The organism is Kocuria sp. ZOR0020 (assembly GCF_000800955.1).
Classification (GTDB): Bacteria; Actinomycetota; Actinomycetes; order Actinomycetales; family Micrococcaceae; genus Kocuria; species Kocuria subflava.
Map to the genome: position 1 here is coordinate 26,167 of NZ_JROX01000109.1, position 22,664 is coordinate 48,830.

Annotated in this window: 23 protein-coding genes; 4 read left to right on the forward strand and 19 right to left on the reverse strand. The window is 63.2% G+C overall.

Annotated elements, in window-relative coordinates; genetic code table 11:
* Positions 1-22: 22 nt before the first annotated feature.
* The 8 genes from hisG to L979_RS07215 form a co-directional block, all read right to left on the reverse strand.
* Positions 23-868 carry an ATP phosphoribosyltransferase gene (gene hisG / locus L979_RS07180; RefSeq protein ID WP_047690951.1) on the reverse strand — a complete coding sequence of 282 codons (846 nt, stop codon included), beginning with the start codon at positions 866-868 and terminating at the stop codon, positions 23-25.
* Positions 869-1,000: 132 nt separating this feature from the next.
* Positions 1,001-1,264 carry a phosphoribosyl-ATP diphosphatase gene (locus tag L979_RS07185; RefSeq protein WP_047690954.1) on the reverse strand — a complete coding sequence of 88 codons (264 nt, stop codon included), beginning with the start codon at positions 1,262-1,264 and terminating at the stop codon, positions 1,001-1,003.
* Positions 1,261-1,446, reverse strand: a complete 186-nt coding sequence (locus L979_RS07190; protein ID WP_047690956.1) for a hypothetical protein — start codon at positions 1,444-1,446, stop codon at positions 1,261-1,263. Before L979_RS07190 ends, L979_RS07185 begins: the two co-directional genes overlap by 4 nt.
* A gap of 234 nt (positions 1,447-1,680) precedes the next feature.
* Positions 1,681-2,085, reverse strand: coding sequence for a cytochrome c oxidase subunit 4 (locus L979_RS07195; protein ID WP_047690959.1), 405 nt, complete (start codon positions 2,083-2,085; stop codon positions 1,681-1,683).
* A 7-nt stretch (positions 2,086-2,092) separates the two neighbouring features.
* Positions 2,093-3,796 (reverse strand): cytochrome c oxidase subunit I, encoded by a 1,704-nt coding sequence (gene ctaD, locus L979_RS07200; RefSeq protein WP_047690961.1) that lies wholly within the window; start codon positions 3,794-3,796, stop codon positions 2,093-2,095.
* A 12-nt stretch (positions 3,797-3,808) separates the two neighbouring features.
* Complete coding sequence (gene coxB / locus L979_RS07205) at positions 3,809-4,723, reverse strand: cytochrome c oxidase subunit II (protein ID WP_047690964.1); 915 nt, start codon at positions 4,721-4,723, stop codon at positions 3,809-3,811.
* Between the two features lie 353 nt (positions 4,724-5,076).
* Positions 5,077-5,445 (reverse strand): iron-sulfur cluster assembly accessory protein, encoded by a 369-nt coding sequence (locus L979_RS07210; RefSeq protein WP_047690966.1) that lies wholly within the window; start codon positions 5,443-5,445, stop codon positions 5,077-5,079.
* Between the two features lie 148 nt (positions 5,446-5,593).
* Complete coding sequence (locus L979_RS07215) at positions 5,594-6,997, reverse strand: dipeptidase (RefSeq protein ID WP_052209635.1); 1,404 nt, start codon at positions 6,995-6,997, stop codon at positions 5,594-5,596.
* Positions 6,998-7,092: 95 nt separating this feature from the next.
* Here L979_RS07215 and L979_RS07220 point away from each other — a divergent pair, with 95 nt between their 5' ends.
* Positions 7,093-7,695 carry a DUF3043 domain-containing protein gene (locus L979_RS07220; RefSeq protein ID WP_047691009.1) on the forward strand — a complete coding sequence of 201 codons (603 nt, stop codon included), beginning with the start codon at positions 7,093-7,095 and terminating at the stop codon, positions 7,693-7,695.
* Positions 7,696-7,785: 90 nt separating this feature from the next.
* On the opposite strand, the gene L979_RS07225 is transcribed toward L979_RS07220, so the two are convergent.
* Positions 7,786-8,859: a quinone-dependent dihydroorotate dehydrogenase gene (locus L979_RS07225; RefSeq protein WP_047690970.1), complete on the reverse strand. Its 1,074-nt coding sequence runs from the start codon at positions 8,857-8,859 to the stop codon at positions 7,786-7,788.
* A 43-nt stretch (positions 8,860-8,902) separates the two neighbouring features.
* Between L979_RS07225 and L979_RS07230 the strand changes: the two genes are divergently transcribed.
* On the forward strand, positions 8,903-9,889 hold the full coding sequence (locus L979_RS07230; protein ID WP_197052096.1) for an alpha/beta hydrolase: 987 nt from the start codon (positions 8,903-8,905) through the stop codon (positions 9,887-9,889).
* Positions 9,890-9,904: 15 nt separating this feature from the next.
* Here the strand turns inward: L979_RS07230 and L979_RS07235 are convergent, their stop codons facing one another.
* The 7 genes from L979_RS07235 to L979_RS07265 form a co-directional block, all read right to left on the reverse strand.
* Complete coding sequence (locus L979_RS07235) at positions 9,905-10,687, reverse strand: isoprenyl transferase (RefSeq protein ID WP_047690972.1); 783 nt, start codon at positions 10,685-10,687, stop codon at positions 9,905-9,907.
* A 6-nt stretch (positions 10,688-10,693) separates the two neighbouring features.
* A complete protein-coding gene (gene recO / locus L979_RS07240; RefSeq protein WP_047690975.1) occupies positions 10,694-11,449 on the reverse strand; it encodes a DNA repair protein RecO in 756 nt (251 codons plus the stop codon).
* A gap of 34 nt (positions 11,450-11,483) precedes the next feature.
* The gene (leuA, locus tag L979_RS07245; RefSeq protein ID WP_047690978.1) at positions 11,484-13,226 is read right to left on the reverse strand and encodes a 2-isopropylmalate synthase; all 1,743 of its coding nucleotides are present in this window, start codon (positions 13,224-13,226) and stop codon (positions 11,484-11,486) included.
* Positions 13,227-13,507: 281 nt separating this feature from the next.
* Positions 13,508-15,055, reverse strand: a complete 1,548-nt coding sequence (locus L979_RS07250) for an LCP family protein (RefSeq protein ID WP_047690981.1) — start codon at positions 15,053-15,055, stop codon at positions 13,508-13,510.
* Positions 15,056-15,288: 233 nt separating this feature from the next.
* Positions 15,289-16,320, reverse strand: coding sequence for a GTPase Era (locus L979_RS07255; protein ID WP_047690984.1), 1,032 nt, complete (start codon positions 16,318-16,320; stop codon positions 15,289-15,291).
* A 52-nt stretch (positions 16,321-16,372) separates the two neighbouring features.
* Positions 16,373-16,888 (reverse strand): rRNA maturation RNase YbeY, encoded by a 516-nt coding sequence (ybeY, locus tag L979_RS07260; protein ID WP_047690987.1) that lies wholly within the window; start codon positions 16,886-16,888, stop codon positions 16,373-16,375.
* Positions 16,885-17,952, reverse strand: coding sequence for a PhoH family protein (locus tag L979_RS07265; protein ID WP_052209637.1), 1,068 nt, complete (start codon positions 17,950-17,952; stop codon positions 16,885-16,887). Before L979_RS07265 ends, ybeY begins: the two co-directional genes overlap by 4 nt.
* Positions 17,953-18,263: 311 nt before the next feature.
* On the opposite strand from L979_RS07265, the gene L979_RS14570 reads away from it, so the two are divergent.
* Positions 18,264-19,151 (forward strand): GerMN domain-containing protein, encoded by an 888-nt coding sequence (locus L979_RS14570; RefSeq protein ID WP_052209638.1) that lies wholly within the window; start codon positions 18,264-18,266, stop codon positions 19,149-19,151.
* A gap of 21 nt (positions 19,152-19,172) precedes the next feature.
* Here L979_RS14570 and L979_RS07275 read toward each other — a convergent pair whose 3' ends face one another.
* Genes L979_RS07275 through hrcA form a run of 3 tightly spaced genes read right to left on the reverse strand, consistent with a single transcriptional unit; the run spans position 19,173 to position 22,156 of the window.
* Positions 19,173-19,946: a 16S rRNA (uracil(1498)-N(3))-methyltransferase gene (locus L979_RS07275; RefSeq protein WP_047690989.1), complete on the reverse strand. Its 774-nt coding sequence runs from the start codon at positions 19,944-19,946 to the stop codon at positions 19,173-19,175.
* On the reverse strand, positions 19,943-21,112 hold the full coding sequence (dnaJ, locus tag L979_RS07280) for a molecular chaperone DnaJ (RefSeq protein WP_047690992.1): 1,170 nt from the start codon (positions 21,110-21,112) through the stop codon (positions 19,943-19,945). The genes L979_RS07275 and dnaJ overlap by 4 nt, the downstream gene beginning before the upstream one ends.
* A 30-nt stretch (positions 21,113-21,142) precedes the next feature.
* Complete coding sequence (hrcA, locus tag L979_RS07285; protein WP_047691019.1) at positions 21,143-22,156, reverse strand: heat-inducible transcriptional repressor HrcA; 1,014 nt, start codon at positions 22,154-22,156, stop codon at positions 21,143-21,145.
* Between the two features lie 250 nt (positions 22,157-22,406).
* On the opposite strand from hrcA, the gene L979_RS07290 reads away from it, so the two are divergent.
* Positions 22,407-22,664: DUF3097 family protein (locus L979_RS07290; protein WP_047690994.1), on the forward strand; the 258-nt coding region annotated here is incomplete at its 3' end.

The window sequence follows — 22,664 nt, forward strand, 5'->3', positions numbered from 1 at the left end:
GCGCATGGGTTGAGGCGGCGGATCAGATACGGGCCGCGTGAATGGGGGAAACCAGAATGGCCCGGGCACCTGCGGCGTAAAGCGCGTCCATGACCTTGTTGGTGTCAGCGCGGCGCACCATAGCGCGCACGGCCAGTGAATTGCCGTGGCCCAGCGGGGAGATGGTGGGGCCCTGCATTCCCGGTGTGATGGCGGTGGTGGCCTCCAGGTTCTCCTCCGCAACGTCGTAGTCGATCATCACGTACTGGCGGGCCACCAGAACACCCTGCAGACGACGACGCAGCACCGCCAAGCCCTCGGGTTCGATCTCATGGCGGGACCGGATCAGCAAGGCTTCCGATGTCATGATGGGCTCTGCAAATACCTCAAGTCCTGCTGCGCGCAAGGTGTTGCCGGTCTCCACCACATCGGCAATGGCATCCGCCACGCCCAAACGGATGGAGGACTCCACGGCACCGTCCAGACGCACCACCTCGGCCTGAACACTCTGCTGGGCAAGGTAGGTGCGCAGCAATTCGGTGTAGCTGGTGGCGATCCGCTTGCCCTGCAGATCCTGCAGGGATGAGAACTCCCCCGCGGGTCCGGCAAACCGGAAGGTGGAACGGGCAAAGTCCAGTGCCAAATCTTCATCGGCCGGAGCTGCGGAATCCAGCAGCAGGTCACGGCCTGTGATGCCCACGTCCAAAACGTCACCGCCCACGTACACGGCAATGTCCCGGGGCCGGAGGTAGAAGAACTCCACGTTGTTCTCCGGATCCACCAGAACCAACTCCCGGGAATCCCTGCGCTGGCGGTAACCCGCCTCACGCAGCATGGTGGTCGAGGCTTCGGACAGTGCTCCCTTGTTGGGGATGGCAACGCGCAGCATTCAGATTCCTGTTCTTGGATCGGTTGGTGTCTCCACCAGGGAACTCACACGGTCATGGACGCGGTTGGGCAGCTCGATTCGACCGGGGCCAGGGATACCACTGGTGCGCTTGGGCAGGCCCTGTCCAGTGGGTCACAGATGCCGGTAGACGTCTTCCAGGGTGAGTCCTTTGGCAACCATCATGACCTGCAGGTGGTAGAGCAGCTGGGAAATCTCCTCAGCAGCTTCATCGGAGGTTTCGTACTCACAGGCCATCCAGACCTCGGCGGCCTCTTCAACCACTTTTTTGCCGATGCCATGGACACCACGGTCCAGTTCAGCCACGGTGGAGGATCCCTCCGGCCGGTCCGCGGCCTTCTGGGAGATTTCGGCGAACAGTTGCTCGAAAGTTTTCACTGCTCCAGCTTATCGGCCGCAGCAGACCCCCAAGAAACGGCGGGTGCGCACAGCATGATCAAGCCGCCGGCCAGCACCACCCAACCCAGCAGAGGGGGCCCGGCAGTTGCCACGGTCCACATGCCGATCACCAACAAGGCGGCACCCAGGATCAGGAAGGCGTAGAACAGGGGCTTGGTCATGGTGGGTTTCCTCGCTAAGACGTCGTTGTCCAACCGCCAGAGTGCATGAGTCATGCTGTTGGCGTAGATGTGTTGTCCGACAAAATATGCCCCAGGCCCGGCCCCGGCATATGGGCGGGACCACACCGGAACTGGAGGTGCGTCACACGAACCAGGCATGGACATGAGAAATCCCCGCGCACTGTGCCGTGCGCGGGGATTTCCGGTCAGCCCATCAGATGACTGGCCATCAGGTCAGTGTGCGTGCTCGCCGGTGCTGTACTCGTACACCAGCCCCAGGACACCCACAATGGCGACCGGAACAGCCAGACCCACGATCCACCAGTCGATGGCCAGACCCAACACCAGGATGGTGCAGGCGCCACCGATCAGCAGCGGCCACCATGACCACGGGGAGAAGTGTCCGTAGTCACCGGCTGCCTGGGCGATTTCGCCCTCCAGGTCGTCCTCCGGCAGCAGGGCCTTGGTGGAGCGCAGCACCAGCATGAAGTACACGGCCAACATGAAGCACATGGCGGCGGTGGCCAGCAGTGCCGGGAAACCGGCCCATTCGTTGAAGTTGGTCACAAAGCCGTAGACGATCCCAGCACCCATGACGAAGATGCCGACGATCCACAGGGAGTAGATAGTTGCCTTCATACGTGGATCAACCCTTCATGCCTGCGTGGGTGGTCATGGACTGCTGAGGTGAGGCCTTGGCCAGCTCAGGGTGGTGCAGGTCAAGTGCCGGGCGCTCCGAACGGATGCGGGGCAGGGACACAAAGTTGTGGCGCGGGGGCGGGCAGGAGGTTGCCCACTCGAGCGATCCACCGAAGCCCCAGGGGTCGTCAACCTCAACCTTGGGAGCGTTCTTGTGCGTGGTGTAGACGTTCCAGAACCAGGGGATCATGGACACGGCCAACAGCATGGCGCCGATGGTGGAGACTTCGTTCATCCACGCAAAGCCGTCCTCCGGCATGTAGTCCGCGTAACGACGCGGCATGCCGATGACACCGAGCCAGTGCTGGATCAGGAAGGTCATGTGGAAGCCGACGAACAGGATCCAGAAGTGGACCTTGCCGATGCGCTCGTTGAGCATCTTGCCGGTGAACTTGGGCCACCAGAAGTACAAAGCGGCGAACATGCCGAACACCAGGGTGCCGAAGAGCACGTAGTGGAAGTGGGCCACCACGAAATACGTGTCCGACACGTGGAAGTCCAGCGGCGGGGTTGCCAGGATCACGCCGGTCACGCCACCGAACAGGAAGGTGAACATGAAGCCCAGGACCCACAGCATGGGGGTCTCAAAGGTCAACGAACCCTGCCACATGGTGCCGATCCAGTTGAAGAACTTCACGCCCGTGGGGACCGCGATCATCATGGTCATGAAGGAGAAGAAGCCCAACAGCACGGAGCCGGTCACGTACATGTGGTGAGCCCACACGGTCACGGACAATGCGGCGATGGCGATGGTGGCGAACACCAGACCCTTGTAGCCGAACAGCGGCTTGCGGGAGAACACCGGCAGGATCTCCGAGATGATGCCGAAGAACGGCAAGGCCAGAACGTAGACCTCAGGGTGTCCGAAGAACCAGAACAGGTGCTGCCACAGGATGGCGCCACCAGCTTCTGCATCAAAGATGTGTCCACCCAATCGGCGGTCCATGCCCAGTGCGAACAGCGCGGCTGCCAGCGGAGGGAAGATCATGATGATCAACAGGCCGGTGACCAGCGTGGTCCACACGAACACCGGCATACGCCACATGGTCATACCAGGTGCACGCATGCACAGGATGGTGGTGATGAAGTTCACGCCACCCATGATGGTGCCGAAGCCCTGCAATGCCAGGCCGAAGACCCATAGGTCACCACCAACTCCCGGGGAGAACGTGGTGGAGTTCAGCGGCGCATAGGCGAACCAACCGAAGGATGCCGCACCCTGCGGGGACAGGAAGCCGGCCATGGCCACCAGGGAGCCGAACAGGAAGAACCAGAAGGCCAAAGCGTTCAGACGCGGGAAGGCGACGTCAGGTGCACCGATCTGCAGCGGCACAATCACGTTGGCCAGGCCAACGAAGAACGGGGTGCCGAACATCAGCAGCATGATGGTGCCGTGCATGGTGAACAGCTGGTTGTACTGCTCCTTGGTCTCCAGGATCTGCATGCCCGGAGCAAACAACTCGGCGCGGATCAACAGCGCCATGACACCACCAACGCAGAAGAACACGAAGGCTGAGATCAGGTACATGTACCCGATGGTCTTGTGATCGGTTGACGTCAACCAATCAACGATGATCTTGCCCTTGGAGCGCGGCACCACTGCGGGTGCCACTGTCCGGGTGTCATCGGCTGAGTACTCGAGAGTAGTCATCTTCAGCCCCTCTTAGTTTTCGTCGTCGTAGCTGGAGCCAATAGGGTTGTCACGCTGGATCGGACCGCTTTCGTCAAGGTTGACGTTACGGCCGTACTCGAGACCGAGCTGGCCGGTGTTGCCCTGGTCGCGCAGCTGCTGCATCTGGTTGTCGTACTCCTCCTGGGAGACGACCTCAACGTTGAACAGCATCTCTGAGTGGTACTCACCGCACAGCTCAGCGCACTTGCCCTGGAACGTGCCCTCACGCTCCGTGTGGATGCTCATGTAGTTGGTGCGGTTCGGGATCATGTCGATCTTCTCCAGGAAGGCCGGAACCCAGAAGGAGTGGATGACGTCTCGGGAGGCGACCTCGATCTCGATGTCACTGTCCACCGGCAGGTACAGGGTCGGCAGAGTTTCCTCAACGCCCTCGGAGCCGTCGGTGTTCAGGTGGGCCTGCGTACCGGAGTAGTAGACGTCGTCGTCAACGTAGTTGAAGTCCCACGCCCACTGCTTGCCCACAATCTGAATTGTGGTGTCCGGGTTGTCGTACCTGGGGATGATCTGCGCCAGGGCACGCTCCGAGTAGAAGAACAGAGAGACGATCAAAGCGATCGGCACGATCGTGTAGAAGATCTCCAAGGGCAGGTGGTACGCCACCTGGCGGGGGTAGCCGACCTCATTCTTGCGGCGTCGGTAAGCGATCATGCACCAGAGCATGAGGCCCCAGGCCACCAGACCCACAGCCAGAGCCGCAACCCAGGAGCCGATCCACAAGTTCAAAATGCTCTGCGCGTTGTCCGTGGGAGCGGAGTCGCCAATGGGCATCCAGCCGTTGCGGACTTCTTGCGTACAGCCCGTGAGAGCCAGAACGGCAACGGCCCCGAGGCCGGATAGCTTCAAAGCCCTGGTGCTACGGCTGTCGGTTCGGGAGTGCGAACTCACAGACGGCCCTTCCTCTTTTTGGTGGTGCGCCCGGTACGGAGATATGGGACTGCTCCAGTTCTGGGCATGCTGTTTCCTGACCGAGCTTACCCCCTGTGATCCCGCTGTGCTGACACTGTGTCAGTCAGTGTGTCCGCGTGCCGGTATGACTCGGAGGTGATGTGCCCGACGGAACAAACACCCAGACCTGAAAAACCCCGCATACCCATTGGGGTATGCGGGGTTTTCGGGTTCCGCTCGGCCTCCAGGTGTGGGATTCCAGCACCAGCGGTCACGCTGGGTCGGTGCCGTCAGGAGTCAGAAACTGGTGGCAACTTTTGCCGCACCCGGGAACGTGGGAGGCCCAAAGACCGTCAGCGAAAGGAATCCCCGCAGGCACAGGAGCCCTGCGCGTTGGGGTTGTCAATGGAGAAGCCCTGCTTCTGGATGGTGTCCTCGAAGTCGATGGTGGAACCTTCCAGGTACGGCACGGACATCTTGTCCACGATCACTTCCACGCCGTCGAAGTCCTTGACGGCATCCCCGTCCAGAACGCGCTCGTCAAAGTAGAGCTGGTAGATCAGACCGGAACAACCGCCCGGCTGGACTGCCACGCGCAGGCGCAGGTCCGTGCGCCCTTCCTGCTCCAGCAAGGAGTTGACCTTCTGTGCCGCCACGTCAGTCAAGTTGACGCCGTGGGTGGGCAGCTCTTGGGTGGTGGCGTTTTCAGCGGTGACGCTCATGAGTTGCTCTCCTTTCGTGGTCGCCTGCTTGCGACCCCAGACCTTCTGCATGCTCGAACCACGCGAGCAGGATCTTCATTCCCGTGCTCGGCGATGCGGAGGCAGGCCTCCTGCACCACTGACCGCAGGACCATGCACTTCCTTCAGGCTACGCCCGACCCCCGGCGCACCGCGCCAGCCACAGGGCCTCGGCCAGGATCACCTGCCGGAAGTCCTCCACGTGCAAGGACTCATCGATTCCGTGCGCCCGAGTGTCCGGATCTTCCACTCCGGTGATCAGAATGGTGGCCTCCGGGTAGGCCTCTTGGAGCAAAGCGGCAAACGGGATGGAACCACCCATACCTGCCTCCAACGGCTCTCGGTCCCAGGCTTGGCCAAGAGCCCACAACATGTCTTGAGCCGCATCCGAATCGGTGTTGGTGCTGAACGGAGGACCCTGTTCATCAATCTCAACCTGAACTTCAGCTCCGAACGGAGCATTGTGGATCAAGTGCTTCTTCAGACTTTCAGCGGCGACGGCGGGGTCCTCCCCCGGCGCGATCCTCAACGACACCTTGGCTCGGGCAGACGGTGAAATGGTGTTAGAAGCCACATCCACGGCGGTGGCGTCAATGCCCGTCACGGAAATCGCAGGCTGCGCCCACAATCGAGACGTGATGCTTCCACGCCCAGCCAGCTCGACACAGTCCAGCAAACCGGCATCCGCCCGGAACTGTTCTTCCGGGTAATCGATGGCAGGTTCTGCCGCGTGTTTCAGACCGGTCACGGCAACCGCGCCGTCGTCGTCGTGCAGCGTGGCGATCAAACGAGCCAGCAACGTGGGGCCGTCCAGGATGGGGCCGCCGTAACCACCGGAGTGCAGGGCATGCTTCAGCGCGCGCACGGTGACTTCGGCCCCCACCACGCCGCGCAGGCCGGTGGTCAGAGTGGGAGCACCCACCTCCCAGTTGGCTGAATCGGCGATCACAATGGCATTGGCTGCCAGTCGCTCACGGTGACGCTGCAGGAACTCGGCAAAATGCGGAGAGCCGGCTTCCTCCTCTCCCTCGATGAACACCGTGATGCCCAGCCCGTGGTCCTCCCCCATGACCTCACGCAACACGCGTACGGCACCGATGTGCGCCATGACCCCGGCCTTGTCATCAGCAGCCCCTCGCCCGTACAACCGGCCGTCACGTTCAACGGCGGTGAACGGTTCAGAGCTCCAAGAGTCCAGGCTCCCGGGAGGCTGAACGTCGTGATGGGCGTAGAGCAGCACGGTGGGTTTTCCATCCGCCGCAGCCTTGTGGGCGATGACGGCAGGGTGAGCCGCGTTGCCGTCAGCGGGCAGGATCTCCACCGAGTCGAACCCTTCAGCGGCCAGGAGGTCGGCCACTGCTTGTGCACTGCGCTGGAGTTCTGCTTGGTCAAAGGAGTCCCAGGCGATGCCCGGGATGGAGACCAGATTTTTCAGATCACTCAGCACGGCATCAAACCTGCGCTCGATGACCTCCCTGAACTGCTGGAGATCGATCTGCTGTTCCTGGTGGGAATTCGCATCCATGTTGGTCATGGTTTGAGCTTAAACACGAGCCGCACCGAGTGGCCAAAGGTTGGCTGCGATTCCGCGGCGCACGGAGCAGTGTGGACTCCGGTAAACTCTGGCGGGTGTTTGGACGCAACAAGAAGACTGAGACCGCTGACCCGCAACCCGTCAACGATCCCACACCGGAGGAATCCGGGGTGACTCGTCCGGGAATGACCCAAGGCAAGGGACGTCCAACACCCAGCCGCCGACAGCAGGAGGCGGCGCGTCACCAACCTCTGGTCCCCAAGGACCGCAAGGCGGCCAAGGTGGCCGATCGCCAGAACCGCCGCGAACAGCGTCTTCACGTCCAGCAGCGCATGGCCTCAGGGGACGAGCGGTATCTGCCGCAACGTGACCGTGGCGCCCAACGGGCGTTCGTCCGTGACTGGGTGGATTCCCGGTTCTGCATGGCGGAGCTGCTGATGCCGATCGCCATTTTGGCGTTGATCTTCATGCTGATCCCCACCGGGCTGCAGGAACTGGTCATGGCCATGTTCTACGCCCTGTTGATCATTGTGATCCTGGATTCCGTGCTCTTGGTGGTGGGAGCCAAGCGCGCTGTGCGCAAAAAGTTCGGTGAAGTCCAGTCCGGTACCGGCTTCTACGCCCTGACCCGAAGCATCAACTGGCGCTCCACCCGTATGCCCCGCCCGCGTGTGGGCCGTGGCCGTCGTCCGGTCTGATCGGATCCTCACCACCTGTGAGATCACCGGCAACGGCTGAGATGACACCCCGTTGTGGGTGATCTCAGCAGCTGCCGGTGATCTCATGTGTCAGTGGGAAGCACGCAGCCCCTTGACCATGCGTGCCGCCCAGAACGGCCCTTCATACAGGAACGCCGTGTAGCCCTGCACCAGATCGGCGCCTGCCGCCAGAACCTCCTGGGCGTCACGTGCTGTGGTCACGCCTCCCACGCCGATGATGGTCAGCTCCGGCCCAACGTGTTCGCGCAGCAGGCGAATGACCTCCAAGGACCGGATGCGCAGCGGGGCACCGGAGAGTCCCCCCGCGCCGCATGCTTCCACCTCAGAGGAGGGGGTATTCAAGCCGAGCCCCTCACGGGCGATGGTGGTGTTGGTGGCCACGATTCCGTCCAGCCCCAGTTCCAGCGCCAGGTCCCCCACGGCGTGGATGTCCGGCTCGGCCAGGTCCGGCGCGATTTTGACCAGCAACGGAACATGACGTCCCGTCACTGCGGTGGACTCCTCCCTCACTGCGGTCAGGATGGGCCTCAGGGACTCAACGGCCTGTAGTTCCCTCAAGCCCGGTGTGTTGGGTGAGGACACGTTGACCACCATGTAGTCCGCATGAGGGGCCAACGCACGCGTGGAGATTCGATAATCCCCCTCAGCATCTTCAAGCTCCACCACCTTGGTCTTGCCGATGTTGACACCCACCACGGGACGGACCGTGCCGGACCAGCCCTTCTCGATTTCCGCCCTGGCCTGCTGGACACGGGCGGCCACGGTGGCTGCGCCGTCGTTGTTGAAACCCATGCGGTTGATCACGGCACGGTCTACCACCAGGCGGAACAGGCGAGGCTTGGGATTACCCGGTTGCGCTTGCCCCGTGACCGTGCCGATCTCCACGTGGCCAAATCCCAGATCAGCCAAAGCGGCCACGCCGGTGGCACCTTTGTCGAACCCAGCCGCCAACCCGAAACGGGACGGGAAGGTGATGCCCATGGCCTCCAGGGCATCACCCGGACGAGCCGCGGTGAACCGACGCAAGACTCGGGAGACCCCCACCTTGCGGCACAGCTTGATGCCCAGGAATCCCAGGTGATGAGCTCGCTCCGGATCCATCCATGAGAAGGCGACGTTGAAGAACATAGGGTAGAAACGCATGGGTGCATTTTCCCACGGCGACCCGGCAGGAGGTGGTGACGGCATGGAGTGGACCGAGGACGTTCTGGGCCCGGATTTCAGCATGTGCCAGATTCCGGTGACCGGCCGGGGCGCGCACACCACCATGAGTCTGATGCGGTTCAACACACCGCCGTCAACTCCGGTCCGCGGCACCGTGCTGTACGTTCACGGTTGGTCCGACTACTTTGCCAACCCGGAACTCGCCCAGGCTGTGGTGGAAGTCGGCTTCCACTTCTATGCGATGGATTTGCACGGATACGGCCGCAACCTCACCCCGGAGATCCTTGCCACCGGCGAAATCCCCGGCATGGCAGCTGACCTCGCCGAATACCGAGAGGACTTTGACGCCGCGCGCCACGCCATCCTTCAGGACGGTAAACCGGTGGATCCCCAACACCTTGTGGTGGTGGCCCACTCCACCGGTGGGCTCACCATGTCCCTGGTGCTGATGGAAGAGCCGGGAGAGGTGGCGGGCCTGGCATTGGCCACACCGTGGATCGCTCCCCAAGGCCACCCGTGGGTGGATCGGCTGATCACAGCAGTGGCGCCTCTGGTTCCGGCCCGGTGGCACGGAGTCCGCATTCCCGTACCGGTCAACACCAACTACCACCGCACGCTCTCAGCCGACCGGGAGGGCAGCTGGAGCGTGGATCCCCACTGGCGCCCCAAGGAGTCCTTCCCCATCACCGTCAACCTGCTGGCCTCCACGGCACGTGCACGGCTACGGATCCTGGAGCTCGTAGGCCGCGGACAGGGCGTCGGCGCTCCGGTCCTGCTGCAGATCTCCCGACGCAGTCTGTTGGTTCCTTGGTGGGAGAACCGCATGCATCAGGTGGACACCGTGCTGGACGTGGGTGCCATTCGGCGTCGCATCGGCTTGCTGAGCCGCACCCCGCGGGTGATTTCCTACGACGGCGCCCTGCATGACGTTCACCGCTCAGCGCCTGCCATTCGGCAGAAGGCCTTCAAGGACCTGCAGGACTGGCTGCGGCAACTGCCCACTGGTTGACGTGCCGGTCAGCGATCACTGAACTTTGGGTTGATCCACCGCCCCGCCGTAACGACGATCCCGGCGTGCGTACTGCTCCACTGCTGCCCACAGCGTCCGACGGTCAACGTCTGGCCACAGGACGTCCTGGAACACCAGTTCCGCGTAGGCCGATTGCCACAGCAGGAAGTTGGAGATCCGTTGCTCCCCGGAGGAGCGCAGGAACAGGTCCACGTCCGGTAGATCTGGTTCATCCAGATAGGCCTGCACCGTGGATTCGTCGATCTTCTTGGGGTTGATCTTGCCGGCTGCTGCATCACGCGCAATGGCGGCTGCGGCGTCGGCAATTTCTGCCCGCCCCCCGTAGTTCACGCACATGGTCAACGTGGCCACGTCGTGGTCCCGGGTTTCCCGCTCGGCGATCTCCAGGCGGTCAATCACTGAGCGCCACAGGCGTGGACGCCGTCCCGCCCACCGAATCCGAACGCCCCAGTCGTGGAAAGTGGCCAGTTGGCGCTCCATGACCTCGGCGGTGAAGTTCATGATGAAACTGACCTCTGAGGGTGAGCGCTTCCAGTTCTCCGTGGAGAAGGCGTAGGCGGAGACGTAGGGAATGCCCATTTCGATGGCTCCGGCCACAACGTCCACCAGGGCACGCTCCCCCGCCCGGTGGCCCTCATTACGGGTCAGGCCACGTTCATTCGCCCAGCGTCCGTTGCCATCCATGACCACTGCCACGTGCTGAGGTACGAATTTGGCGGGTATGGCAGGTGCCTTGGCCCCGGAAGGATGTGCCGGAGGTGGCGTGAAGCGGGACATGTACCGTCAGTTCCTTTCAACCAGGGCAAGTGACCGCACGGTTCGCTCCAGATGGAACTGAACATAACTGGCCACAATCGCCGCCGCCGCACTGGCCACGCGTGCAGGGGCAGCATCCACGTGTTCCCAGTTGCCGTGCAACAGGGCTTCCAAATACTCCAAGGTGCTGGCATCCGGAGCAAGCGCCCCCGGAGGCCTGCAGTTGGCGCACACCACCCCACCCAGTTCAGCGCTGAAGGACCGGTGCGGGCCCGGCTCACCACACCGCGCGCACACGGTGAACGACGGCGCCCACCCTGCCACGGAGATGGCCCGCATCAGGTAGGAATCCAAGATGGCGGCGGGATCATGCAGCCCGCGTGCCATGGCAGACAATGCACCGGCCACCAGGAGGTAGTGCTGGCCGGATTCGGCGTCGTCGTCCTCCGTGATCTTCTCAGCGGCCTCCACGACCGCCGCTGCCGCGGTGAACTTGGCGTAATCCGCAGCAATCGGTGTGGCCCACCCCTTGCGGCCCACGGCTTGGGAGACGATGTCCAAGTTGCGTCCGTGGACCAACTGGAGGTCAGAGACGTTGAAGGGTTCCAACCGCGAACCGAACTTGGATGAGGTGCGACGGATCCCTTTGGCCACCGCCCTGACCTGACCGTGCTCACGGGTCAGGAGCACCACGATGCGATCCGCCTCCCCCAGCGGGTAAGTGCGCAACACCAGCCCCGTGTCCCGGTAGGACTTGGAGGCAAATGATGTGGCGCGGGGCATCAGCGGTGCTCCTGACCGTCAGCCATGCAGCAGCTCAGTTCTGCTGAGAATCGCGAATGGCGCGGTTCACGGCGGAGACGATGGCCTTCAGGGAGGACCGGGTGGTGGAGGAGTCAATGCCCGCCCCCCACAGCACACGTCCGCCCACGGCCAGCTCGACGTAGGAGGCCGCTTGGGCATCTGCAGCTGCCGAGAGCGTGTGCTCCGTGTAGTCCAGCAGACGCAGGTCGATGCCCTCGTTCAAGAACACCTGAATCATGGCATCGATCGGTCCGTTGCCAGTGGCTGTGCGCTCCACCCGGTGACCGTCGATCTCCAGGCCGATGTCCAACCGGGTGTCACCGTCAGCCTCAGAGGTGGTGCTGATGGTGCTGACCCGGTACTTGCCCCAACGGTGTGCGCCGTCTTCAGCGGGCAGGTACTCGTCCCGGAAAATCCCCCACAGATGATCGCCGCTGACCTCCGTTCCGGTGGTCTCTGTGTGCTTCTGCACCACGCCGGAGAATTCGATCTGCGCGCGACGCGGCAGGTCCAGACCGTGATCGGCCTTGAGCAGGTAGGCCACACCACCCTTGCCGGACTGCGAGTTCACACGGATCACGGCCTCGTAGCTGCGGCCCAGGTCCTTGGGGTCGATGGGCAGATACGGAACCCCCCATACGAGTTCCTCCGTGGACTTGCCCTCCGCCCGGGCCTGCGCCTCCATGGCTTCAAAGCCCTTCTTGATGGCGTCCTGGTGGGAGCCGGAGAAGGCGGTGAACACCAAGTCTCCGCCGTAGGGAGAACGTTCCGGAACCGGCAGCTGGTTGCAGTGCTCCACGGTGCGGCGGATTTCGTCAATGTTGGAGAAGTCGATCTGCGGATCCACACCCTGGGTCAACAGGTTCAGACCCAGCGTCACCAGATCAACGTTACCGGTGCGCTCACCGTTGCCGAACAGACAACCCTCAATGCGGTCCGCCCCTGCCAAATAGCCCAGCTCGGCTGCCGCAACACCCGTGCCTCGGTCATTGTGCGGGTGCAGGGAGAGGATGGTGGCATCCCGGTTGTAGAGATTGCGGGTCATCCACTCGATGGAATCCGCGTACACGTTGGGAGTGGCCATTTCCACAGTGGCCGGCAGGTTCAGTATCATCTCCCGGTCTCCGCCGATCTCAAAGGTCTCAGCCACCTCGTTGGCGATCCGAGCAGCGAACTCCACCTCCGTGCCGGTGAAGGATTCCGGGGAGTACTCGTAGGTCACCCGGGTGGCCTTCAACTGCTCCTCGTACTTCATGCACAGACGCGCGCCAGTCAGCGCAATGTCCACAATGCCGTCCTGGTCCTCACGGAACACCACCTTGCGCTGCAGCACCGAGGTGGAGTTGTAGAGGTGCACGATCGCCTGCGGGGCGCCGTCGATCGCCTCAAAAGTACGTTCGATCAGATGTTCCCGGGACTGGGTGAGCACCTGGATGGAGACATCCTCCGGGATGCGGTCCTCTTCAATCAGACGGCGGACAAAGTCGAAATCGGTCTGGGAAGCGGACGGGAAGCCGACCTCGATCTCCTTGTAACCCATTCCCACCAGCAGCTCGAACATCCGCAGCTTGCGGCTGGAGTCCATGGGGTCAATCAGTGCCTGGTTGCCATCGCGCAGATCCACGGCACACCACCGCGGAGCTTGGGTGATGACTTTGTCCGGCCAGGTGCGCTCCGTGAGCTCGAACGGCAACTGCTGGTGGTAAGGGACGTACTTGTGGATCGGCATGCCGGAGGGCTGCTGGCGATTTTCCATGGCGGGGACCTTTTCTTTCCTGTTCCCAAAAGGCGTCACCGTGAAGTATTGACGGGACCGGCCGTTGAATCCTGCGTTTTTCAGGAGTACGTCGGATCTCCACGCTGATCACTTCCCGTGATCAGCTGTCACGGATGACGGGCCGGGCATCACAAACTCCGCAACGGGAGTCCGGCCCACTGTGGTGGATGTCAGGACCCGTTGCGGCACCTAAGCAGAAGCATCCGGCGCGTGCGCATACAGGCAAGTTATCACTTGAGAGGTTGTGTGACCCATTCAACTCACTGCTGGCAGGTGAACTGCTCAGCAGTTTGACCGGAGAGGCCTTCCGGCACCGCGCTGTCCATGCTCATGCGGTCTCCCTCCGTGAAGTCCTGGCCGATCACCAGCTGCACGGTGGTTTCTGGATCACCGGCTGGCACCAACTGCGCCTGCGGAATGCCCAATTCGTCAGCCACCTGCTGGGCTGCTGACTGCCAGCCCGGGCCGTAGAGGATCTGGGTTCCAGGCAGGACCTCGGAGGAGTCCTCCCCCTGGGTGGTCTGGGTGTAGTCGGCGTCTTCCAGGACCTTCATGAGCTCCTTGGCACGACCGTTGGTCTCGGAGGCATCCACCACCTCAATGGGGATGTCACCAGGGGTGAACAGCAGCACGGACGGATCATCCGAACTCTGCTCGGCGGGCTGCGTGCTCTCCCCCGAGTCCGCGGGAGATGCTGAGTCGTTCGGGGAGGCCGTGTCCGTCGCTTCACCCGTGACAGCCTGCTGATCCGTCAGCGAGCCGTCCTCACGCAGGATCTGGAAAAGCTCCTCCGCACGCGGCTTGTCCAGCTGGAGGCGGTTGGGATCCAGCGGGTAGACCTCACTGGGTGCGGTCACGAACACCACGTTGGAGAGATCCACCCCGGACATCATGCCGGCGATGCTCGCAATCCGAGTGATGTTGCCCAACTGCTCGTCCACGTGCAGGTTGCTGGTCATTACATCAGCAATCTCGTACAACTTGCCCGGGTTGGTCAGCGTGCCCTCTTCCTTGACCTTGCGGGCCAAGGAAGCCATGAACTGCTGCTGGGAACGGATACGGGATTCGTCACCACCGTCACCGAAAGCGGCACGGGAACGCAGGAAGGCCAGAGCCTGAGCACCTTCAATGGTGGACACGCCGGCGGGCAGGTCGAGTCCGGACTTGGGGTCATCCACGGCCTGGTTCACGCACACCTCAACGCCACCCACGGTGCTGGAAAGCTCCGTGACGGCGTTGAAGTCGGCCAACATGAAGTGGTCAATGTTCAACCCGGTCATCTTGTTGATGGTGGCCACCGTGCACCCGGGACCGCCGTTCTCCGCAGCGGTGTTGAGCATGGCATCGTCCACAGCCTCGTAGACCTTACCATTGGTGGGATCTGTGCACTCGGGGATGTCCACAATCAAGTCACGCTGGAAAGAGACCACCGTGACGTCGTCCCGGTTCTCTGAGATCTGCAGCAACATCATGACGTCCGTGCGGCCGTCACCGTTGCCCTCCTCCACCTCACCGTACTGTTCGTTGCCGACACCCCGGCGGGTGTCCGAGCCCATGATCAGGATGTCCATGGGACCGTCATCAACGGTCTGCTCGTCCCCGAGGTTCAAGGGGCTGGTCCTCAAGTTCTGCTGGAGGCGATAGATGCCCAGACCGCCAATGCCCAGCAGCACCACCAAACCCATGGCCAGGCTGATCAGCGCCCAGCGCATGGCTCGGCTCCGGCCCGCGGTTGCACTCCAGTGCCGACCCGCTTGGCGGGTGTCGGCCCACGGTGTGCGCTCACCGGTTGAGGTGCTCTGCTTCACGAATAGGGCTCCAGTGGTTGTGGGCTGCCTGGTGATCATGGCCCGACGGTGATGACGGCCAGATTGTGATCACGGCCGGTTGGTGGACTCCCGCCCACAAGATACGGTCTCAGAGATTACGCGTCCGCGGCCACGCGGCTGTAACCGGAGGCCCACTTTCATGCATTTCCGGGCAAATTACAGGTCACATGTCGGTTTGGACATGACGGGGCTCACCTGGTGCGGCCCGCGGATCAGAACCCGAGTCGAGAGAGTTGCCGGGGGTCGCGCTGCCATTCCTTGGCCACCTTGACGTGAAGGTCCAGGTAGACCTTGGTTCCCAGAAGCTTTTCGATCTGCTTGCGGGAGGTCGCTCCGATCTCACGCAGCCGCGCCCCGCCCTTGCCAATCACAATGGCCTTCTGGGACGGTCGCTCCACGTACAGGGACACGTGGACGTCAACCATGGGGTCGTCCTCCGGACGCCCCTCACGTTCGATCATGTCCTCGCACACGGCGGCCAAGGAGTGTGGAAGCTCGTCCCGCACACCTTCCAGGGCAGCTTCCCGCACCAGCTCCGCAATCATGGTCAGCTCGGGTTCATCGGTGAGTTCACCCTCCGGGTACAACGGAGGCGAGACCGGCATGTGGGAGATCAACAGCGCACCCAAGGCCTCCACCTGGAATCCGTCCACGGCACTGACCGGAATCACGTCCGTGAACCCCAGATCAGTCGGCACCACCCGGGGGGAGTAGGACTTACCCTTCTTCTGTGCCCGGATGCCTTTGCGTCGTTCAGTCTCCGTGAACTCGGCCGTGAGAACCTCCCGCCCCAGAGCTTCCACGGCCATGAGTTGTTCCGCCAGCTGTTGGCGGCTGACCGTGTCCGCTTTGGTCACGATCGCCACGATCGGCCGACCACCCGTCTGGGCCAGCTGCTCAGCCACGTACTTGTCTCCGGGACCGATCCTCTCGTTGGCCGGAATGCACAGTCCCAGGACATCGACCTCACTGAGGGTCTCTGCCACCAGGTCGTTGAGGCGTTCCCCCAGCAGGGTCCGGGGCCGGTGAACACCCGGGGTGTCCACAAGCACCAGCTGTCCGTTGGAACGGTGCACAATCCCGCGGATCGTGTGGCGCGTGGTCTGGGGCCGGTTGGAGGTGATGGCCACCTTCTCCCCCACCAAAGCATTGGTCAAGGTGGACTTGCCCGCATTGGGTCGGCCAACCAGCACGGCGAACCCCGCACGGAAGTCTGCGTCAGTGGGTGAGAACTCAGTGCCCACCGTGGGCTCCTTTCACAGGACGATCAGTGTTGTTCATGGCAGGGAGCACCGGTCAGTGCGTGGTTTCCACGGGGGCTGGACGGCCCAGAAAACTGGTGAGGAGATCACGTTGCAAGGCGAACATGACCTCACGCTCGTCCTCCTGCGCGTGGTCATGACCCAACAGATGCAGGATGCCGTGGACGGTCAAGAGGAAATACTCGTCTTCCGTGGAATGCCCGGCAGCCTCAGCCTGACGGGCAGCCACGGCAGGGCAGAGCACAATGTCGCCGAGGGTCCCCTCCGTGAGCTGTTCTGGGGTACCGGCCCGCAGCTCATCCATGGGGAATGACATCACGTCCGTGGGCCCGGGCAGGTCCATCCACTCCACGTGCAGTCTTGCCATCTCCTGCTCATCCACCACGGCAATGGACAGCTCCACGGACTCGGCCAGGTGCACGGTGCGGAAACAGTGGCGGACCAAGGCCAGTTGGCGTTCGGGCCGGTAGGCCTCCCAGGCCGCGGCATCCTTCTGTTGGTGGGTCGGCAGCTCATTGACCTGGTATTGGAGGTCGATGTCCACGTTCATGACTGGGCGCCCTGCTCGTCTTGCCCGCCCGCACCTGCAGCTGCGCGTGCGTCCGCAGTTTCCTGGACAGATGCAGCGGCGTCTTGCCGCTGTTGCTTGCGCTGCCGGCGTTCACCGCGCAGGCGGTTGGTGGCATCAAAATGCCCGTATGCGTCCACGATCTTGCCCACCAGCTCGTGGCGCACGACGTCGTCGCTGCTGAGGGTGGGGAAGGCGATGTCCTCCACGCCCCGGAGAATGTGCTCCACCTGCCGCAGTCCGGAGGAGGTGCCCCCTGGCAGGTCCACCTGGGTGATGTCACCGGTGACCACGATCTTGGACCCGAATCCCAAACGGGTGAGGAACATCTTCATCTGCTCAGGTGTGGTGTTCTGGGCCTCGTCCAGAATGATGAAGGCATCATTGAGAGTCCGCCCGCGCATGTAAGCCAGCGGTGCCACTTCAATGGTTCCGGCTTCCATGAGTTTGGGAATGGTCTCAGGATCCAACATGTCATGCAGGGCGTCGTAGAGCGGACGCAGATAGGGATCAATCTTGTCCGTGAGTGTGCCCGGCAGGAACCCCAGCCGCTCCCCTGCCTCCACGGCGGGGCGGGTGAGGATGATCCGGGAGACTTCCTTGGCGTGCAGTGCCTGGACCGCCTTGGCCATGGCCAGGTAGGTCTTGCCGGTGCCGGCCGGACCGATGCCGAACACCACCGTGTTCTGGTCAATGGCATCCGTGTAGAGCTTCTGGTTCACGGTCTTGGGCCGAATGGTGCGACCGCGTGAAGAGAGAATGTCCTGATTGAGTGCTGCGGACGGGCGGGCGGCAGCATCACGGGCCAAGATCCCCAACAGTTGGGCAATCACCTGGGGGTTCACCAGTGTGCCCTTGCGCGCCAGGGTCTGCAGCTCGGCCAGCAGAGCCACGACGACGTCCGTGTCCTCCGGCTTGCCCTCAACGACAACTTGGAGGTCCTTGGCATAGAGCTTGGTGCCGGGACGGGCCAGCTCGATCTGCGTCAGTGCGGCGTCGGCCTCTCCCAAGCACCGGACCATGGTCTCCCGGTCAGCAAAAGTCATCACGCGTCGGTCTCGGCTTGATCGCTGCCCCGCGGCGGCGCTGGGGGTGCGAACGGACGATGAAGTGGGATGGTGCATGGCTGTGGCGGTGAGGCCAGAACTCGCTTTCCTAGATCGGGTGCTGGACCAAGCGTACCGCCGGTGCACGAGATTCCGATTTGGTATCGGTCCGCCCGGCGGCACCTCATGGGCGTGACGGGTGACCCGCCCATGTGATTCGGTGGTGCGCTGTGTGTCCAGTTGGCTGAGCTGCGCACCCAGGATCGTGATGAAAGGAGGACGCCGTGTTCGCACTTCGTACACCCCGCAGGGTGACCCAGACCGTTGTGGGTGCAGGATTGGCAGTCTTCCTCACGGTGGTGGCGTGCAGTCATTCTGACGGGACCCCCACCACCACCGCCGGCGGAACCGTGGACCTGCGCTCGGACCGCCTGACCGGCGACCAGGCCTGGCAGAGCGTGGTGCCCGTCTGCTGGACCGGCAACGGCGATCAGGCACAGCGGCTGTTCCGGGAACCGGTTCGGGTGAGAACCTCCGCCACCGCCGATCCCATTGAATCTTCCGTCATGGCCATGACCCAGGCCCAGCCTACGGACACGGACTACGGATCCATGTGGTCCCCGATCACGTCCTTGGGAACATCGTTCTCCCGCGGCGTGATCACCCTGGATCTTCCCAGCACCGCCGTGTCCCAGAGCCTGGATGCAGACCGCGCCGAATTGGCAGTCCAGCAGATGGTACACACCGCGGTGGCGGCCGCACAGTCCTCCGGCCTGGTCACCGGCGGGGACCTGCCCCAGGTGCGGATCCTGGTGGACGGTGAATCCGGTCAGGAAGTTTTTGGGTCCTATTCCCTGCCGGACAAGCTCTCCGCCGATCCCGCCGCTCTTGCGGGTGTGAGCCTGGAACCGGAGCGCCTTCAGGTGGAACCTGGGGTGCTCACCGTGTCGGGCCGCGTCACGGATCCCGTTCACGACGTCGAACTCACCGTTGAATCACTCGATGGTGAAGCCGAGGTGCTCCAACGCATGGCCGTGAACCAGGACTACTCGCGCGCGGAAACCGCCATGTCCGGGGTGGAGGTCACACGCACGGTCACTCTTGAAGCGGGTACCTACCGGGTGACCATCACGGCCACGGATGCCGATGGCAAAGCGCTCTCCGATGACTTCGTGGTGACGGTGGCCGAGCCCGAGTGATCCGCGGTCTTGCTCTTGGACTCAGGCCCAACGCCCCGTGAAGGCGTTGATCAGCACCACCGCAGCAGCGCCGGCAGTCGATGACCGCAAAACCTCAGGGCCCAGGAGCACGGGACGGGCGCCGGCCGCCGTCAGCTGATCCAGTTCAGCTTCACTGATGCCACCTTCAGGGCCAACCACGATCCCCACCTGGCCACCGGGTGAAATCCCACCCTCTTGATCGGAACCACGCAACACGGAAGTCAGTGTTCGCTGTGCCTGCTCGTGCAGGATCAACCACTGAGTCTGGGGAGAATCTTGAACCAGGCGCACCAGTGCTCGCGTGTCCACGGGAGCACCGAGCACCGGCCACAAGCTGCGCCGGGACTGTTTGGCAGCTGTAATGATGGTGTTACGCCACTTCTCCAGCTGTTTGTCCTTGCGCTCCGCTCGGAACCGGGCCACAGAGCGGTCAGCCTGCCACGCAATCACATGATCCACGCCCAACTCGGTGCAGGATTCGACCGCCTGGAGGTCCCGGTCTCCCTTGGCCAGGGCCTGGACCAAGGTGATTTCCGGGGCTCGATGTTCAGTGGTTTCCAGGGATTCGACGGTGAGGACCACCTGATCCTTCTGGGCTGAAACCACGCCACAGGTGAGCCGGTGGCCGTCTCCATCCACCACGTCCAGCATCTCGCCAGGGCCCAGGCGTTGCACGGTGGCAGCGTGGCGTGCCTCCGGGCCGGTGAGAACGTACTGCTCACCGGTCCGGAGGTGCGACACCGAGGATTCGGCCTTGAAAACCGGCAGGCTCACTGGTCTGCGAATCGATCCCGCAGGCGGGAGAAGAACCCACCGCCCTGACCGCGCTCGTGCGTGGTGCTCACCGCAGTCCCGGTGTGCTCCGACTCACCGCGCAACTGTGCCAGTTCGCGCAGCAGGTCACGCTGGCGGTCATCCAGATCCGTGGGCGTTTCGATCTCCAGGTGCACCACCAGGTTGCCTCGGGCGCCGTCGCGACTGTTGAGCTTGCCTGAGCCCAAACCGTCCACCACACGGGTCTGGCCGGATTGGGTTCCGGGGGCCACGCTGACTTCCTGAGGGCCGTCAAAAGTGTCCACCTTCAAGGTGGTGCCCAAGCTGGCAGCCACCATGGGCACCCGGACCACCATGTGGAGGTCATCGCCATCGCGCCGGAACGTGGGATCGTTCTGAACCCGGGTCTCCACGTAAAGGTCGCCGTTGGGGCCACCGGCGGTACCGGCCTCGCCCTGACCGGAGAGCCGGATACGGGTTCCGGTGCGAACACCGGCAGGGATCTTGACGTTGAGTTGACGCTTGTCCCGGACGCGACCCTGCCCGTAGCACTCCTGGCACGGGCTCTTGATCACGCTGCCGAATCCGTCACAGTTGTGGCAGGGTGCCACGGTCATCACGGTGCCCAGCGGGGAGCGGATGGGCTGACGGACCTGGCCGGCACCACCGCAGGCATTGCACTGTTCCGGATGGGTGCCCGGCTGGCAGCAGGTCCCCTCACACGTGGGGCAGGTGACCGCCGTGTCAACGGTGATGCGTTTGTCCGTGCCGAACACGGCCTCCTGCAGGGAGATCCGCTCCGTGATCAGGGCATCCTGGCCCTGCCTGGTCCGGGACTTGGGGCCCTGCTGGCCGCCGGCACCCTGGAAGAATGCGTCGAAGATGTCACCAAAGCCACCGAATCCTCCGGCGCCGCCGAAGCCACCACCAAATCCTCCGCCGAAACCGGCTTGACCGTTCTCATCCCCGGTGGCGTCGTAGATCCGGCGCTTCTCAGGATCGGAGAGAACGTCATTGGCATGGGCCACACGCTTGAACTCTTCGGCAGCCTCCGGTGACGGGTTGACGTCGGGGTGAAGGGTGCGTGCCTTCTTGCGGTAGGCGCGCTTGATTTCCTCAGCGCTGGCATCCCGGGCCACACCCAGTGTCTGGTAGTGATCGCTCAACGATTAGTCCGTTCCGTGTTCTTGATCAATTCATGCATCCAGCACCCGGGACAGGTAACGCGCCACTGCGCGCACTGCCGCCATGGTGTGCGGATAATCCATCCGTGTGGGGCCCAGGACACCCACCTTGGCTGATTCCTGTGGGCCGTACCCGGTGGCCACCACTGAGGTCTCCACCAGAGGGTCGGAGGCGTCATCCGCGCCGATCCGCACAGCGATTCCACGGTCGTCCTGCTGCATTTCCGAGAGCAGTCTCAGCAGGGCAACCTGTTCCTCCAGGGCTTCCAACACCGGCCCGATTGTACGAGCAAAGTCACCGGTGGAGTGGGCAAGGTTGGCTGTTCCGGCCATCACCATGCGCTGTCCAGAGCTGGAAGCGGCAAGTGCCTGCAGCGCTTCAGCCACGGCCATCAACAGCGGCCGCTGCTCCACGGGTGCCTGCAACGCGCTGGTGCCCAACAACGACGCCGCCTCCACCACCGCCCGAGCAGTCACGGCCCCCAGAACGCGGGCCCTGGCATCCAGCACCACGTGCTCGTCCACGGGTGCCGACAGGGTGATCGTCCGTTGGGACACGCGACCATCCGCAGGGATCAGCACCACCAGAACGTGATGTTCATCCATACGCACCAATTCCACGTGACGGATGGTGACCACGGCCGCGACCGGGTACTGCACCACAGCCACCTGATGCGTCAGTTGGGCCAGCAGTCGAACGGAACGCTCCATGACGTCGTCGATGTCCTCAGCGCCCTCCAGCAACGTGCGGATGGCCCGGCGCTGCGGTGAATTCAGGGGCTTCAGGGAGGTGATCTGGTCCACGAAGGTGCGGTAGCCCTTCTCCGTGGGAATGCGTCCAGCACTGGTGTGCGGGGCCATGATCAGCCCCTCCTCCTCCAACACACCCATGTCATTGCGCACGGTGGCAGAGGAAACGCCCAAGTGGTGGCGTTCCACCAGTGCCTGAGAACCGACCGGTTCACGGGAGTGGACGTAGTCCTCCACAATCGCTTGCAGCACTTGCTGGCGGCGTGGATGGTCCACGGTCTCCTCCTCCCCGGTTGGCAACGGCCGTCTCCTGACCGATTCACGATGTGGCGGTGCCTGAGCTCAGCTGCGAACAATTGGTGTTGCCATTGGCACTGTCACCGGCACAGTGCCAACGATTCTAACGGCCCGGCCAGATCTCAGCACCGGCGCCCCGTGCTTGATACGCTCGCGGCTGATTCGCGTGCCCGCGGCCCGCCGCCAGCAGATGGCACGCCTTCTTCCACCACACGAACCCAGGAGCACCATGTCTGATTCGTCTTGGGGACCCGCCAGCCTGGATGAGCTCAACCAGCGTCGTCGTCCCCCGGAGGCCAAGCCGCTGCCGGTGGCCCGCGGCATGGTTCTGGAGGAGGTCTCATCGGGCTGGGTGGGCGCTGTGGTGCGGCTGGAAACCATTGGTGGCATGCGGGTGGTCAGCCTGGAGGACCGGCACGGCAAGATTCGCGCCTTCCCCCTGGGACCGGGATTCCTGTTCGAAGGCCAACCGGTGATTGCCGCTGAA

Bases quoted from the DNA above. Each gene is read 5' to 3' on its own strand.
- L979_RS07235 (WP_047690972.1), bottom strand. From the start codon at position 10,687: ATGTCCCGCTTCACGCCACCTCCGGCACATCCTTCCGGGGCCAAGGCA.
- recO (WP_047690975.1), bottom strand. From the start codon at position 11,449: ATGCCCCGCGCCACATCATTTGCCTCCAAGTCCTACCGGGACACGGGG.
- leuA (WP_047690978.1), bottom strand. From the start codon at position 13,226: ATGGAAAATCGCCAGCAGCCCTCCGGCATGCCGATCCACAAGTACGTC.
- ybeY (WP_047690987.1), bottom strand. From the start codon at position 16,888: ATGAACGTGGACATCGACCTCCAATACCAGGTCAATGAGCTGCCGACC.
- ctaD (WP_047690961.1), bottom strand. From the start codon at position 3,796: ATGACTACTCTCGAGTACTCAGCCGATGACACCCGGACAGTGGCACCC.
- L979_RS07230 (WP_197052096.1), top strand. From the start codon at position 8,903: ATGGAGTGGACCGAGGACGTTCTGGGCCCGGATTTCAGCATGTGCCAG.
- L979_RS07225 (WP_047690970.1), bottom strand. From the start codon at position 8,859: ATGCGTTTCTACCCTATGTTCTTCAACGTCGCCTTCTCATGGATGGAT.
- L979_RS07215 (WP_052209635.1), bottom strand. From the start codon at position 6,997: ATGACCAACATGGATGCGAATTCCCACCAGGAACAGCAGATCGATCTC.
- L979_RS07195 (WP_047690959.1), bottom strand. From the start codon at position 2,085: ATGAAGGCAACTATCTACTCCCTGTGGATCGTCGGCATCTTCGTCATG.
- L979_RS07265 (WP_052209637.1), bottom strand. From the start codon at position 17,952: ATGACTTTTGCTGACCGGGAGACCATGGTCCGGTGCTTGGGAGAGGCC.
- L979_RS07190 (WP_047690956.1), bottom strand. From the start codon at position 1,446: ATGACCAAGCCCCTGTTCTACGCCTTCCTGATCCTGGGTGCCGCCTTG.
- hisG (WP_047690951.1), bottom strand. From the start codon at position 868: ATGCTGCGCGTTGCCATCCCCAACAAGGGAGCACTGTCCGAAGCCTCG.
- L979_RS07210 (WP_047690966.1), bottom strand. From the start codon at position 5,445: ATGAGCGTCACCGCTGAAAACGCCACCACCCAAGAGCTGCCCACCCAC.